General features: G+C 45.1%; 10 protein-coding genes. 8 read left to right on the forward strand and 2 right to left on the reverse strand.

Annotated elements, in window-relative coordinates:
• Nucleotides 1–253: 253 nt before the first annotated feature.
• The gene (locus NG792_RS24030; protein WP_261237065.1) at nucleotides 254–1,594 is read left to right on the forward strand and encodes an ATP-binding protein; all 1,341 of its coding nucleotides are present in this window, start codon (nucleotides 254–256) and stop codon (nucleotides 1,592–1,594) included.
• Between the two features lie 103 nt (nucleotides 1,595–1,697).
• On the opposite strand, the gene NG792_RS24035 is transcribed toward NG792_RS24030, so the two are convergent.
• Nucleotides 1,698–2,186 (reverse strand): hypothetical protein, encoded by a 489-nt coding sequence (locus NG792_RS24035; protein WP_261197950.1) that lies wholly within the window; start codon nucleotides 2,184–2,186, stop codon nucleotides 1,698–1,700.
• 281 nt (nucleotides 2,187–2,467) lie between these two features.
• Between NG792_RS24035 and NG792_RS24040 the strand changes: the two genes are divergently transcribed.
• From NG792_RS24040 to NG792_RS24070, 7 genes are all read left to right on the forward strand, one after another.
• Nucleotides 2,468–3,055: a 2'-5' RNA ligase family protein gene (locus NG792_RS24040; protein WP_261237066.1), complete on the forward strand. Its 588-nt coding sequence runs from the start codon at nucleotides 2,468–2,470 to the stop codon at nucleotides 3,053–3,055.
• Nucleotides 3,056–3,368: 313 nt separating this feature from the next.
• A complete protein-coding gene (locus tag NG792_RS24045; protein WP_261197952.1) occupies nucleotides 3,369–4,088 on the forward strand; it encodes an SRPBCC family protein in 720 nt (239 codons plus the stop codon).
• Nucleotides 4,089–4,212: 124 nt separating this feature from the next.
• Nucleotides 4,213–4,578: a hypothetical protein gene (locus NG792_RS24050; RefSeq protein WP_261197953.1), complete on the forward strand. Its 366-nt coding sequence runs from the start codon at nucleotides 4,213–4,215 to the stop codon at nucleotides 4,576–4,578.
• A gap of 325 nt (nucleotides 4,579–4,903) precedes the next feature.
• Nucleotides 4,904–6,070: a zinc-dependent alcohol dehydrogenase gene (locus NG792_RS24055; RefSeq protein WP_261237067.1), complete on the forward strand. Its 1,167-nt coding sequence runs from the start codon at nucleotides 4,904–4,906 to the stop codon at nucleotides 6,068–6,070.
• Nucleotides 6,071–6,158: 88 nt separating this feature from the next.
• Nucleotides 6,159–6,860: a ribosome maturation factor RimM gene (rimM, locus tag NG792_RS24060; protein WP_261237068.1), complete on the forward strand. Its 702-nt coding sequence runs from the start codon at nucleotides 6,159–6,161 to the stop codon at nucleotides 6,858–6,860.
• A gap of 505 nt (nucleotides 6,861–7,365) precedes the next feature.
• Nucleotides 7,366–13,356: a hybrid sensor histidine kinase/response regulator gene (locus NG792_RS24065; protein WP_261237069.1), complete on the forward strand. Its 5,991-nt coding sequence runs from the start codon at nucleotides 7,366–7,368 to the stop codon at nucleotides 13,354–13,356.
• Nucleotides 13,353–14,852, forward strand: coding sequence for a hybrid sensor histidine kinase/response regulator (locus NG792_RS24070; protein ID WP_261237070.1), 1,500 nt, complete (start codon nucleotides 13,353–13,355; stop codon nucleotides 14,850–14,852). The genes NG792_RS24065 and NG792_RS24070 overlap by 4 nt, the downstream gene beginning before the upstream one ends.
• 110 nt (nucleotides 14,853–14,962) lie before the next feature.
• On the opposite strand, the gene NG792_RS24075 is transcribed toward NG792_RS24070, so the two are convergent.
• A complete protein-coding gene (locus NG792_RS24075) occupies nucleotides 14,963–15,886 on the reverse strand; it encodes an Npun_R2821/Npun_R2822 family protein (protein WP_261197958.1) in 924 nt (307 codons plus the stop codon).
• Nucleotides 15,887–15,967 lie beyond the last annotated feature (81 nt).

Raw genomic sequence — 15,967 nt, forward strand, 5'->3', positions numbered from 1 at the left:
TTGAGGTTAATTATCCCGCTAACCAATACAGGCATTAGGTTTACGAGATTGTTAAGAAATATGTGAGTAACGCATAGTCCTTCCAGGGAGAGGGTCTTTAAATCCGGTGTCCCTTCTCCCCTTTTTGGGAGAAGGGCGGGGGGATGAGAGCAAACTGTCTAAAGGGAGATGCTCCCCCTAGAAAAAACCCCTGGAAACCTCTGAATTGGGTGCAAGGAGGTTTTAATTTATAACCCTTAATTTGAGTCCTAAAATGGATAGTGAAACAGTTATTTCAATTCAATATTTAGAAATTAAAGCCGCCTCTTTATTGCTGTATCAAGGGGTTTTTAGGAGTGAACTGGGGAAATCTTTTCTCAAATTGATCCAGTTGATCTATGAAAGTTCGGGGGGCGGCGCTGGAGGCCGGATGGGATTAAATTGCCTACAGGCTTATGGCTGTTGGTTTAAACGCTTGGCAGAAGAAGAAATGAGCTGGCAAGACTATCTGCTCGATCGCATCCTGAAGGATGAAAATCCATTTACCTACCAGGTGCAACGCAAGCCGTTTGAAGAAATTCCTCCGCCATTAATTGCAGCGGTTAAACATGATTTAGAGGGATTGCAATGTTTCTATGACTGTTCGGGCGATCGCCTCCGTCAGTGGGTGGAATCTGCCAGTGGTATCCCCATTCCCCCCTTACTTTGGAACTCCTCGTCTACGGAACCCGAGGCGATAGATCAATTGCCTCTGGGCTCCCGAAAACGGGCGATCGCCGCCCTCAAATCCCCAAAAAAATGGCCTGATACTCTCCAGGAGTTAGTTGCCTATTACCAAACACAGGGTACCGGGCAATTTACAGAGTATCAAGCCTTTACTTGGCAGTCAGGGAAACTAAAAACCATCCCACACCCTGACCCGGTGCGGTTGACGCAATTAGTGGGTTATGAGTTCCAGCGCGAAACTTTAAAAAAGAATACGGAATTTTTATTAGCCGGTAAACCCGCCTTAAATGTTTTACTCTATGGCAGTCGGGGAACGGGTAAATCTTCCTTAGTTAAGGGATTATTAAATGAGTATAGTGAGCAAGGCTTACGATTAATTGAAATTCCCAAATCTCAACTTGAACATTTACCGGAAATTGTCGATGAACTTCGCCCTGCTCTTCAGAAATTTATTATTTTTGTGGATGATTTATCCTTTGAAGAGGATGACGATTCGTTTAAGGCATTAAAAGTGATTTTAGAAGGCACACTCACTGCCCGTCCTCGGAATGTGGTGGTGTATGCTACCTCTAACCGTCGTCATTTAGTCCGGGAGTTTTTTGATGAGAGACCCCGCCCGTCTCAGGCGGATGAAGTTCATGCTTGGGATACCCTTCAGGAAAAACTTTCCTTTAGCGATCGCTTTGGATTAACCTTAACGTTTGAACCTGCCAATCAAGAGAAATATCTGGCGATCGTCCATCATTTAGCCGCAGAAGCTGGATTAAATTTATCCCCCACAGACTTAGAGTTTCAAGCCTTACAATGGGCCACTCGCCATAATGGTCGTTCGGGAAGGACTGCCCGTCAATTTGTGGATTTTATCCAATCAGAACAAGGGATGGGATAAGAATCATAGAAATTCCAATTGCTCCCCCTAACCCCCCGGGGAATCAATGTTTTATTCCTGGGGGGCTTTTTAAAATTTGAGAATTTGGCAAGAATTCTAATAATTACATCTCCTCATTAAACACCGGATGGAGCTTTTGAATTAAGGATTGCTCCCACATCTGCAAGGTTTCAGCCGTGACCATTCCAGGCAGGAGGGTAAAAGTTCTAATCAAAATTTCAATGCCCAATTTGTGCATTTTTCCAAACATCGGCACTTGATGATTGGACTTCCATCGCTGACTGATACTGGTTGTGGCAATGCCAATATAAACTAAATTTTCGGTCCATTTACCCTTGGCATCATAAATTATAAAATAGACAAAATATAAGCCGGGAAAATCAGGAAGTTGATGGAGTCCTTCCTCATTGACCACATCTTTAAAATCCACATATTGCAAATGATATCCGGCCCACTCGGAAATCTGTTCCGCAGTCAGGGAATCAAAGGGATTTAGGGTATTCAAGGGAACGAGAGAACTTTCAGTAGTCATGCTTCGGGACATATCTTTTAAAGCGATCGCATCAGTCATGATGATTTGCTGATATTTCACCCCGGAATCCAGCACTCAAGGGGATTAAGGATTTTTCCGCCTTGGCGCAAACTAGGGGATATTTAGCTTATTGTACTGGAATAATGGCTGCAAATCCCTTTCCAAACTGAGCCAAGGGATTGAGGATTAGGTTACCCTATATCCTTGACGGAATGATTTATCGTAAGTTTATCTGGGTCAGGACTCCAGGGTTCTCCGGTTGAGGGCGATTACCTCAGGGATACTCTAAGCTTAAGGCCCCGATGAACAAACCGATTGTATCTTAACACCCCAGGAATGCCATGATTTCAACCGAGTCAACTTTATATTTTATTGCTCTTTTGCCCCCGGAGGCAATTCAGGAGGAAGTCACCGGATACAAACAGCACTTTGCTGAGAACTACCAAACTCGTCAGGCACTCAAGTCTCCCCCCCATGTTACCCTGCAACCCCCTTTTGAATGGGAGGCGCAAAAACAGGGACTACTGGAAGAGTTTCTCAGAGGGTTTGCCGAGGTCCGCGCACCTGTGCCAATGGTCCTGTCGGGGTTTGGTTCGTTTCCTCCGCGAGTGGTTTATATTAATGTTAAGAAAACTCCAGAATTGTTGTTGTTTCAGTCGGAGTTAGCAGGGGAACTCAACTCGTCTCTGGGAATTTATGACGCGAAATCTAAGGGGCGATCGTTTTCACCGCACATGACGATCGCCTTTAAAGATCTCAGAAGGCATCATTTTAATATGGGATGGGCCGAATTTAAAGACCGTGAGTTGTATTATGAATGTTCGGCTAGTCATTTAACTTTACTGGTGTTTCAGGACAGGCAGTGGCGTATTTGTGGGGAATTTCCCTTAAAAGTTCAGGTTGCTGAACCTTTAGGTGAACCGAATTAAAGGCAAGCCCAACCTGTCGAGATTCTACTGCTTTTATTCCCGCTTAGGCGGGAATTGCAACCTAATCCGGTTTGTTAAAATCCATTTTCTCTATAGCCGAATCCGCTAGAATGTAGTTTTATTCCTCAACGGGATCAAAATGAATTGATCACCGGGCGATCGCTGAGGAATCTATCCCTACCGAGTGAGCATTGCTTCACCCTTTTGACAGAGTGGAGAGGAGTGCCCCCGGATTAAAATGGTCAGCAGACTTATTTGTTATTCGTGGGTCGCCCGTTCTGCGGACCACTCCGATTGATTTGAGGAAAAATTTATGTCACCCACATCCGACTCGGTTCCCAATTCTCAACCGCGATCGCCTGAAAATAGCACCATGAGCGATACTGAACGTTGGGGGTCGTTGATTGGCGGCGGTGCAATGGTTTTAATGGGATTGCAACAAGCTTCTTTACGCGGTGTTTTACTCGCGATCGCGGGCGGTGGTTTAGCCTATCGTGCCGCCACCACTGAAAGCAGTTTGAAATCTGCCGTCGAATCGGTGATTCAAGGCAGTGATACAATTTCCGTTGAACAAACCGTCACGATCGCCAATCGTACCCCAGATGAACTCTACCACATCTGGCGCAATTTTGAAAATCTGCCCTTGTTTATGAAGCATATCCAGTCCGTCAAAGTTCTGGATGAAACGCGATCGCATTGGGTCGCCCAAGCTCCTTTAAATATGACCTTAGAATGGGATGCGGAAATTATCACGGACCGGAAAAATCAACTGATTTCCTGGACTTCCGTTGAAAATTCTGATATTGAAAACTCCGGATTTGTCCGCTTCAAAGCTGCCCCCGGAAACCGAGGCACTGAAGTAAAAGTAGTCTTGGAATACAAACCCCCCGGAGGCAAACTCACCGATGCCTTTGCTCACTTGGTGGGACAATCTGCTGAACAGCAAATTCGTGATGATATTCGTCATTTTAAAATGCTGGCCGAAGCCGGAGAAATTGCTACCATAGAAGGTCAGCCCCAGGGGGGTTCTTAAATTAAATCCCAAATTGGAATGATAATTTATTCCTAAAGAAGGATACAAAACTCCCTAATCATTGTTCCAATGAAAATAAGTTTTTAACCAAAAACTTGAAAACCATTAAAACCAAATTGAGCTTATGAATTTAAACAGAACTTGGCTAAAAAATATTCGCCTCAATCGCACGATTGGCTGGTGTCTGGCCACCCTCACTTTGCTGCTTGGATTTACCTTCGGAAGCATCACCGATAATAGCGCCCACGCCGCTAAATTAGTGACTTCTGACTACAATCCAGAGCAGGTAGACAAAGCCACGGTTAAGAAAATTAAAAACAGTGCGGAAGATTTCCCCAGTGAAGAAATTGGGGATACAGGTCTAAAAAATATTCGCAACTTGGGGAAAAATATTCCCAAAGTGATTGAGCAGAATATTGAGGAGACCCGGAATCCGGATAACCCCGATGCTCCCGGAACTCGGTCCTCCACTCGTTCTGATCGCCGGTAATTGAGACCCAGGTGTCTACTCTCCACCGCTCCAAAGCTCTCCCTTTGGTCCGGGGAGTGGACGGGATAAAGTAGGGAAGAACCCCACCCTCACCCTCCCCAACCCACAGGGGAGGGAACCGGATTAAGTAGGGATAATTTTTTCTTTGAAAGTAGGGGAGAACCCCACCCTCACCCTCCCCTGTGCGTTGGTCCCGGGACTGGACTGATTGAGTTAAGGCTGTAGAGCATTTTGCTCCTTAGAGACACAAGATATCTGGACCCGCAGTCCGGAAAGTGTTACATAAATAAATCGCCATTAATTAAAGTTTAGGAGAACTCAAAAAATGAAAGCAGTATGCTGGCATGGGAAGAACGATGTGCGGGTGGATACCGTTCCGGATCCCAGTATTTTAAATCCTAGAGATGCCATTTTAAAAATTACTTCTACAGCCATTTGTGGGTCGGACTTACATCTTTATGATGGGTATATTCCGACGATGCAAAAGGGAGATATTCTCGGCCATGAGTTTATGGGTGAAGTGGTGGATAAAGGTTCAGAAGTAAAGAACCTGAATAAAGGCGATCGCGTGGTGATTCCGTTTACAATTGCTTGCGGTCACTGCTTCTTTTGTAATCGAGATCTGTGGTCTTTGTGCGATAACTCCATCCCTGATGGTAAAATTGTGGAAAAGGCTTATGGTCACACACCTTCGGCCTTATTTGGCTACTCCCATATGTTGGGCGGATATGCCGGAGGACAAGCGCAATATGTGCGAGTTCCCTTTGCAGATACGGCAGCTTTAAAAATACCCGAAGGATTGACCGATAAACAGGTGCTATTTCTCACGGATATCTTTCCCACGGGCTATCAAGCGGCGGAATATTGTAACATTCAACCGGGCGATACGGTGGCGATTTGGGGTTGTGGTCCCGTGGGACAATTTGCTATCCGCAGTGCCTATATGTTAGGTGCACAGCGGGTGATTGCCATTGATCGGGTTCCGGAACGGTTGGCGATGGCGCGAGAAGGGAAAGCGGAAACGATTAATTATGAAGAAATCGATGCTGGGGAAGCGCTTAAAGAAATGACGGGCGGTATTGGACCCGATTCTTGCATTGATGCGGTAGGATTAGAAGCTCACGGGACGGGATTGGATGCTTTTTATGATAAGGCAAAACAAAGTTTACGCTTGGAAACCGATCGCCCAACGGCATTAAGACAGGCGATCGTCGCTTGTCGCAAAGGCGGTACCCTATCAATTCCGGGGGTGTATGGCGGATTTGTAGATAAGTTTCCGTTGGGGGCGTTATTTTCTAAAGGGTTAACGGTGAAAACGGGACAAACTCATGTCCATAAATACCTCAAACCGTTACTTGAGCGCATTCAGAAGGGGGATATTGACCCAACCTTTGTGATTACCCATGAGATGAGTTTGGAGGAAGCACCTCAAGGGTATGAAATATTTAAGCATAAGCGTGACAATTGCATTAAAATTGTCTTAAATCCTTAACCCTCAGATTAGGGCGATCGCATTGAGTGAACAGTGCAGTTTTCGCCCTTTATTCTGGACGCGCGGAACTTAAAAGCGGGCGATTGTCATGATGGCGATCGCCCGCTATCGCCGCAGGGATTCTCTATCCTTCCGTATTTTTGTCCTGATAACCATGAAACAAAAGCCCTCAACTCCGAAAACGCGCCCTTCCGATGAGTGGATCGAAATTGGTAAAATCATTGGCGTGCAAGGTCTCAACGGTGAAGTTCGAGTATATCCCTCCACGGACTTCCCAGAACGGTTTGAGGAACCGGGACAGCGATGGTTGAAGTATCCCAATCAATCCACCCCTCAACCTGTGGAGTTAGTGCAAGGTCGATTGATTGAAAATAAGGGAATTTTTATCGTACAACTGGCCGAGGTAACCGATCGCAATCAGGCGGAAGCGTTGCGGGGTTGTGTGATGTTAGTTCCCGAAGGCGATCGCCCTCATTTAGAGGAAGATGAGTATTACATCCAGGATTTAATTGGATTAGTGGCGATCGACCAACGCACGGGGGAGGAAATCGGGACAGTGGTCGAAATCCTCACCGCCGGTCATGATATCTTGGCAATTAAACCTCCAGTTCCAGCGGTTGAAACTCCTGATATTTCTGAGATTTCCGAAACTCTGGAAACTCCCTCAAAACGCAAATCAAAGCCAAACATTTTAATTCCATTTGTGAAAGAAATTGTCCCCATTGTGGATATGGCAGCCGGTCGCGTCGAAATCAATCCGCCCCCGGGTTTACTAGAAGTAAATAATTAGATTTATTGCCCAATTTTCAAAAGCTCCCCTCATTTGTGAAGGGGGGCTTTGGATAATTCAGCAAGTAGTCTATTCTGTCTAAACTCCTGGAGGGTTAAGTATTATTACTAAAAATTAAAGCCCACAGGACCGACGTCAGGGATGAGGAGAGTGCTGGTTCCGAGTTAGATTAATTTTTATTAAAGTTGAAATCTTTATGACAGGGCTGTGACATTCTAGAGGAAAGTAAAACCTGACTAAACTTAACGGGAGTCTCAGCATTTAAGGGATGTAGAGCCTGGGGTTTGAGATGACAGGTTTTGAAGTCGCTGATGGAATAGACCCCTTGCAAACATCTCTCAAGCGCCCCTTAATTAGGGAGGGAAAGGGGGAGCAATCCTTTTTTTTGCCAGAAGTCTAATGGCACAGGAGGACTGCGGATCAAAGGCGATCGCCAGGGGGAAGCGCTCAACCTCCAACTCACAATCAAACCCTCATCCTCAATTTCAGACCTGGGAGAATCAGAATGACTGTTAACTTGAATAACTATCAATTCCTGGAAACCCTGCACTCAGGAGGCAGAACAGTTATTTATCGCGCTCAAAACCAGGTCGATGGGTCCAAGGCGATCGTCAAAACCCTTAAGTCTGAATACCCCAGTCTAGCTGACATTACCCGCCTGCGCCACGAATATCAAATTTTAGAAAACCTCCAGATCAACACCATTATCCAACCCCTCGGTTTAGAAACCTATAAAAACGGGTGGGCGCTTTTCCTAGAAGATACCGGGTCAATATCTTTAAGTGATTGGATAGTTTCTCACTCTCTTTCTCTGGTTAAATTTCTGGAAATCGCCATTCCCCTCGTGGATGCTGTGAGCGAACTCCACAATTATCACATTATTCATAAAGATATCAAACCTCAAAATATTATTATCAATCCCCTCACAGAAGCTGTTCAACTGATTGATTTTAGCATCGCCTCACGACTCGAACGAGAAAATCCCACCCTCAGTCATCCCGACTTATTGGAAGGGACTTTGGCCTATATGTCCCCGGAACAAACCGGCAGAATGAACCGCACTTTAGACTACCGGAGTGATTTTTACTCCCTGGGAGTCACCTTCTATGAACTGTTAACGGGAAGCTTACCCTTTACCAGTAACGACCCCTTAGAACTGGTCCATAGTCATATTGCCAAAACTCCGATTTCCCCCCATCAAATCAAGGCAGAAATTCCTGAAGCAATTTCTGCCTTGATTATGAAATTGCTCGCCAAAACCGCAGAAGAGCGCTACCAAAGTGCAGCAGGATTAAAATTTGACCTCGAAACCTGCTTAATCCAGTTACAAACCACCGGAGAAATTACCCAGTTTATTCCTGGTTTGGCGGACAAAGCGGGACAAATGACTATTCCTCAAAAACTTTATGGACGGGATGCAGAAATTGCCACCCTATTAAACACCTTTGAACGGGTGGCTAATGGCCAGACTGAACTAATGCTCGTTTCCGGGTATTCCGGGATTGGGAAAACGGTTTTAGTCGCCGAAGTCCACAAACCCATTGTGCGACAACGGGGCTATTTTATCGCCGGTAAATTTGACCAATTTAAGCGCAATGTTCCCTTTGCCTCTCTGATTCAAGCCTTCCAGTCCTTAATTCTGCAACTGCTGACTGAACGAGACGCCCAAATCCAAATGTGGAAAGAGCGACTCTTATCTGCCTTGGAAAATAATGGACAAGTCATTATCGATGTGATTCCCGAAGTGGAATTAATTATCGGGAAACAGCCTACGGTTCCTGAACTGGGAAGCACCGAATCTCAAAATAGATTTAGCCGAGTTTTTAAACAATTTATTGGGGTATTTACGACCAAAGAACATCCCCTAGTCGTATTTTTAGATGACTTACAATGGGCTGATTTAGCTTCGTTGAAATTGATTGAATTACTGATGACCGATACGGAAAGTCAGTATTTGTTACTCATTGGTGCTTATCGGGATAATGAAGTCTCTGCGGTTCATCCCACCATCCAGACCATTGAACGAATCCAAGAAGCGGGGACAACGGTGGATAATCTGGTGTTGTCTCCCTTACAGTTGTCCCATGTCCAAGCCTTAATCACCGATACCTTACCTGAAGCTGTTGAGTCTCAACCCTTAGCAAATTTGCTGTTTAATAAAACCGGAGGAAATCCGTTTTTCCTAACTCAATTGCTGAAAACGCTCTATCAAGAAGATTTGTTGCAATATGACTTGCACTTAGGCAGGTGGCAATGGGATATTGCTCAAATTCAGGCCATTGGAATTACCGATTATAATGTGGTGGAACTGATGGCTAGAAATATTCGGAAACTGTCGGAAGAGACCCAAAAAGTTTTAACCTTGGCTGCTTGTATTGGGAATACCTTTAACCTAGAGGTCCTCGGCATTGTCAATGAGCAATCTAACTCCCTAACCGCTGCACAGTTATGGTCCGCACTACAAGCGGGTTTGATTTTACCTTTAAGTAATGAATATAAAATTCCCCTGGCTTTTACCCCGGAGGAATCCCAAGAGATTGGTTTAAAGGATGTTAAGGTTGATTATAGGTTTTTACATGACCGGGTGCAGCAAGCTGCCTATTCGCTAATTCCCGAGGATAAGAAGAAAGAAACTCACCTCAAAATTGGGCAACTGCTCTTAAAAAATACCACTCCAGAGGAACGGAGAGAAAATATTTTTAGTCTGGTTAATCAGCTTAATTATGGGCTGGAATTACTCACCCGGGATGAGGAGAAATATGAACTAGCAGGGCTGAATTTAATCGCCGGACAGAAAGCGAAAGCAGCGACGGCTTATGAGTCGGCAGCAAAATACTTAAATGTCGCTTTATTACAGCTTAAAGAGGAGAGTTGGGAAAGCCAGTATGAGCTGACGTTTCGGTTATATTTAGAAGCGGCGGAGGTGGAATTTACGAGGACCAATTTTGAGCGATCGCAGCAACTTTCAGACCTCACCCTCACCCGCGCCAAAACCCTACTCGACAAAGTAAAAGTCTATGAAATGAAAATTCAGGTAGAGTTTTCACAAAATCAGATGGAATCGGCGATCGACACCGGGATGGAAGTTTTACAAATGTTAGAAATTCCCCTCAAGGAAGCACCGCCTCCCGATTTACAGGTGGAGGCACTTGCCGAACTTCCGGCGATGACGGACCGTGATAAACAAGCAGCGATGCGGATTTTAATCAGTATCATTCCAGCGGCTTATATTGTCAAAGGTGCAATGCTTCCTCCGATTTTGTTTACCATGATTGCTCTGTCCCAGCAATATGGAAACTCTCCGGAATCCGCTTATGCCTATGTGTTTTATGCAGCGCTTTTATGTGGCGCAATGGGAGAAATTGAAACCGGCTATCAATTTGGTCAGTTGGCTGTGCGCTCAATTGAAAAATTTGAAGCAAAACCTCTGCAACTAAAAGTTATTTTCTTAAATCATATTTTGAGCCAACATTGGAAAAATCCCATTCAAAAAAATTTAGCTCCCTTAAAGGCAGGAATTCATAAGTTTTTGGAAGTTGGGGATTTAGAGTTTGCTTGTCATAATTCTCATAATTACAGTTATTTCTTGTTTCTCAGTGGCCAAGATTTAAGCTATGTGGAACGAGAGCAAAAGAATTATCTGGATTTAACCATTAAGCTCAAGCATCAGCATGATGCCGATAGCATCCGAATTTATCGGCAATTGGTTCAAAACCTCTTGGGAAAAGCCTCGAACAAATATGAACTCATCGGAGAAAGTTTTGATGAATCAACCCAGCTAGAGGAGATTCAATCCGCTAACAATGGAAACTTGCTGTTTTTCTATCATATTGCCAAAGGATTTTTGTTTTATCTGTTTCAGCAATATGACTCGGGTTTATTTCACCTAAATTTTGTCTCGAATTATGCCCAGTTTGGGGTAGGATTAAGCATCAATGTGATGCATAAATTTTACCAAACTTTGGCACTGTTTGCCTTAGCTTTAGACAGTGCCGATGAGGAATCCAAAACAGCCTATATGACCGAGGCTTTGACCGGGTTGGAAGTTTTGAAAAACTGGGCTGTTCACGGTCCGGCCAATTGTCAACATAAATATGAATTGTTAGAAGCTGAAAAAGCCCGCTGTTTGGGACAGACGCAACAGGCAATGGACTGGTACGATCGCGCTATTGAAGGAGCCAGAGCGCATCAATATAATCAGGAAGAAGCTTTAGCCAATGAAAGAGCCGCTGCCTTTTATACCTCCATTGGTCGAGGCAAAATTGCCAACTCTTATCTCACCGATGCCTATTATGCTTATATGCGCTGGGGAGCTAAAGCTAAAGTCAAAGACTTGGAAGAACAATATCCCCAATTACTAGCAGCAGTGGTGAATGCAACCCTGGATCTGGCTCCCCCTGAAACCAGTCTTAAACGGGGGACAGACACGCGACAAAGTACGAGCCTGATGGACCCCAGTCTTCTGGATATGGCTTCGGTAATTAAGGCAACTCAAGCAATTTCTGGGGAAATTTTGCTCCCTAACTTGCTGGAAAAGTTGATGAAGATTTTAATCGAAAATGCTGGGGCCGAAAAAGGTGCATTGCTCCTCTGCTCAGAGGGGGAATGGGTGATTGAAGCCCAGGGAAATCAAGAAAGAGTGGAGGTGATGCAATCTGCTCCGATTCATCAGAGTTGCGAGGTGGCGATCGCCGCTGTGGAATATGTCACGCGCACCCAAAAAGATGTCATTCTCACCGATGCCAGTGCAGAGGCAATGTTTAGTGGCGATGCTTATATCCGCGAACACCAACCCAAGTCTTTGCTGTGTTTACCCATCCTCTACCAAGGAAAACTCAGCGCCATTCTCTATTTAGAAAACAATCTGATTGCTGGAGCTTTTACCCCGAGGCGAGTAGAGGTGCTTAAGATGTTATCGAGCCAAGCAGCGATCGCCCTTGAAAATGCCACCCTTTACCATACCCTAGAACTCAAAGTCGAAGCGCGGACCCAGGAATTACAAACTAAAAATGACCGCTTAGAAATCGAAATTCAAGAACGACAACGCGCTGAAAAATCCGCTGAAGCTGCAAATCGGGCCAAGAGTCAATTCCTCGCCAGCATGAGTCATGAACTGCGAACCCCCCTCAACGGAATTTTAGGCTATGCACAAATTCTCAACCGAGACAAAACCCTCAGTCAAGCTCAAAAAAGCGGGGTGAAAATTATTCACAAGTGCGGCGAACACTTGCTGACTCTCATTAACGATATCTTAGATTTGTCGAAAATAGAAGCCGGAAAAATGGAATTGCACCCTAACAAGTTCCATCTGCCGGAGTTTTTACAAAGTATTGCCGACATCTGTCGGGTTCGCGCCGAAAGTAAAGGGATTTCCCTAGTTTATGAACCCTCTTCTCACCTGCCTCTGGGGGTTTATGCCGATGAAAAACGCTTGCGCCAAGTGTTAATTAACTTGCTGGGGAATGCGGTCAAATTTACCGAAAGCGGTGGAGTCACCTTTAAAGTGGAATCTTTCCCCTCGCCGACCCTCGACCCCGAGCAGCCTCTAATTACCCTGCGATTTCTAGTCGAGGATACGGGAATTGGGATTGAACCGGAGCAGATCCCCACCATCTTTTTACCCTTTGAGCAGGTGAATGGGACCGTTCGTCAAACCGAGGGGACGGGATTGGGACTTGCGATTAGTTCCCAATTAGTCGAAATGATGGGGAGTTCGATTCATGTGGAAAGTGAGGTGGGAAAGGGTAGCCAGTTTTGGTTGGAAGTCGAAGTACCTAGGGTAGAAAATTGCGCCGAAGAACTCAAAGAATCGCCAAAAATTATTCGCGGATTTGTGGGCGCACCTCGAAAAATTCTGGTGGTGGATGATCGATGGGAAAATCGCTCGGTCTTAGTGAATTTACTCACTCCCTTGGGATTTGAAGTCCAAGAAGCAATTGACGGGCAAGATTGCCTAAGTCAAATGTCTTCTTTCCAACCGGATTGCATCATCATTGATCTAGTGATGCCCGTGATGGATGGGTTTGAAGCGATGCGTCGGATTAGAAAAATGCCCGAGGCACAAAATGTGGTCGCAATCGGGACCTCAGCGAGTATTCTTTCGTCCCAGGAACAATCTTGTTTGAAGATTGGTTGTAATGATTTTCTCCTCAAACCGATTCGAGATGAGCAACTTTTAAGTTGCTTAGGAAACCATTTAGATTTAGAATGGATATATGAGGAGCAAGCAGTTGGGAGTGCTGAATCCAGTCTGAGACCTGCTTCTATCCCTCCTCACTGGCGTGAAGCGATCGCCCCTAAAGCAGAGGAATTAGCTATCTTATTCGATTTGGCCATGAAGGGCGAATTGGTCACGATTCAAGAACGAGTGCAACGCTTGGTAGATGGCGATGAGCGTTATGCACCATTTGCAACTCAGGTGATTCACTTGGCTACCACCTTTGCCGAAGAGGAATTACTAGCTTTTGTTCAAGGGTATATGGAGGCTGGACAATGAGTGATCGTAGTTTGGAGTTAGGGACGATTTTAATCGTCGATGATATGCCCACCAATTTAGGGTCGGTGGTCGAGTTCTTGAGCGAATCGGGGTTTAAAATCTGGGTAGCTCGCAGCGGAAAAAGTGCTTTAAAAAAAGTCGAGTATTCTCAACCGGACTTAATCCTGTTAGATGTACTCATGCCCGAAATGGACGGCTTTGAAACCTGCGCACAGTTGAAACAAAATCCGGTTACCCGAGATATTCCCGTCATTTTTATGACGGCCCTAGACGATACGGAAAATAAAGTCAAAGGGTTTAATGCCGGTGCCGTAGACTATATTACGAAGCCGATTCAGCATGAAGAAGTCTTAGCGCGGGTCAAGACTCATTTGAGTATCCGCCATCTCACGCAAAAGCTGGAAGCGGAAATTGTGGAACGCGATCGCGCCAGGGCTGAACTGGAATGCCTTGCCCAAGAGTTGGAACACCGGGTCGAACAGCGGACCCAAGCCTTGCTGGAAACCAACAATCGCCTCAGCCAGGAAATTAATGAACGGAAACAAGCCCAGATCGCCTTACAAGAGTCCGAAAACCGAGAGCGACAGAAAGCCCTACAACTCGAACGCTCCCTCTTGCAACTCCAGCAAATGCAAAGCCAACTGATTCAAATTGAAAAAATGTCGGCTTTAGGACAATTGGTAGCCGGGGTCGCTCATGAAATCAACAATCCCGTTAATTTCATTTACGGTAATCTCACCTACGCTCATAACTATAGTCAAGACCTGATCGAAATTATCGAGCTGTATCAACAATATTACCCCACGCCGGTTCCTGAGATAGAGGAAGCGATAGAATCTACTGAATTATCGTTTCTCAAAGAAGATTTACCAAAAATTTTAGACTCCATGCAAGTGGGGGCTGAGCGGATTCGAGAAATTGTTTTATCCTTACGGCATTTTTCCCGTCATGAGGGATTTCAGATGAAGCCGGTTAACCTGCATCAAGGACTTGACAGTACCCTGATGATTTTAAATAATCGCTTGAAAGCCAAACCGGAGCACCCAGAGATTCAAGTAATCCGGGAGTATGATTCTCATTTACCGGCAGTGGAATGCTATGGCGGCGAACTCAATCAAGTGTTTATGAATATTCTCGCAAATGCGATCGATGCCCTCGATGAGTGGAACGATCGCCGAAGCCTCCCTGAAATGAAAGCGCATCCCACGCAAATTGTGATTCGCACTGAAGTCACGAGCAAAAATCAGGTCACTATCCGCATTTCCGACAATGGACCCGGAATGTCTGAAGCGGTCCGAGGCTGTATATTCAATCCCTTTTTCACAACTAAACCCCCCGGGAAAGGAACCGGAATCGGACTCTCGATTACATGGCAAATTGTAGTAGAAAAACATAAAGGAAATCTCCGCTGTATCTCCTCGCCAAATCAAGGCACTATCTTTGAGGTGGAAATTCCTATTTCCCATCAAGTTGGGCTGTTATCCCTGTCTGCTTAGAGGGACAATGCGAACCGACGTCAAGACTCGGTAGGCTAATCTGAAAGACCTCATTACAAATCCCGCTGTCACGGAGAAAACAGGTCGTTGACAGCGGAATTTGCGCTGCCTCAAAATTGGGCTTTGATTTTTCTGAGGCGATCGCGCAGTGCATTCATGAGGCTTTTTTTGGCCGGTTTCTGGTAGGGGCGATCGGGTTTGGGCTCATTCAGATAGCGGTAATGTTCCCAAATATCCCAATAGGGACATCCCGGTTCAATCCTAAATCCGGCCCAGTGCAAATATTGTAGGGGTTGGTTGTTATCCGGGTCAAATAGTTTGGGTCCATCAATGGGCTGAAATTTTTTGCTTCCTGCCCAGTTGCCGGGGGCTTTCCCCGGGCGGCGCACGATGTTAAACCGGCGCTGAATTTTCTTCAAGATCATGTAATTGATAATCGGCTGATCTGAGGTTTTTTTAGAAAAGTCGAAATACTCCGGATGGGCGGCACATTCGGCAAAGGTGTCATATAAATCTTGTTCGGTGATTAACCCCTTCTTTGACCCCCAGAATCCGCCATTAAAAATATCCTGAAGCTGTTCTGAGGTGAAGACTCCGGATTCTAGGATTTGAGGAGTAAAAACATTAGTGATTCCTCCGGAATGTTGATAATCGCAACAAATAAAATCGGAGTCGTTTAGATAGTTGAAATTGTCGCTAATTCTTTCAAAAACAACGATATCGGTATCGATATACACAAATTCATCGAAGGGTCCAAACCAACAGGCTTGTTTTCTAAATTGATTGGGACGCGCAAAAAATTTTTCGCCAAAAATTTCCTGAAGTTTTTTAGCTAACCGTTTAATAAAGTCTAAATCTTCATAAACTTTTACCCCAAATTTTTCCTGGAGGGTGTGAGCCACTTCTTGATAAGTCTCGTCATAGGGAATCATCACAACCGGCACATCTGGATCATAGAAGCGAATGCTATTCAGCAGGGCGATCGCCTGCTCCTTAACCCGGTCATTAGCAATAATATAAATTCCGCGACTCATACTTCTTTTCCTCAACGGGTTAATCCTAATTTTCTCATCACACGGTTGAGTAGACTTCTGATCAAACTCCCCCTCTTGCTG

Origin of the sequence: Laspinema olomoucense D3b (genome assembly GCF_025370785.1) — a bacterium.
In the GTDB taxonomy this organism is placed as follows: domain Bacteria; phylum Cyanobacteriota; class Cyanobacteriia; order Cyanobacteriales; family Laspinemataceae; genus Laspinema; species Laspinema olomoucense.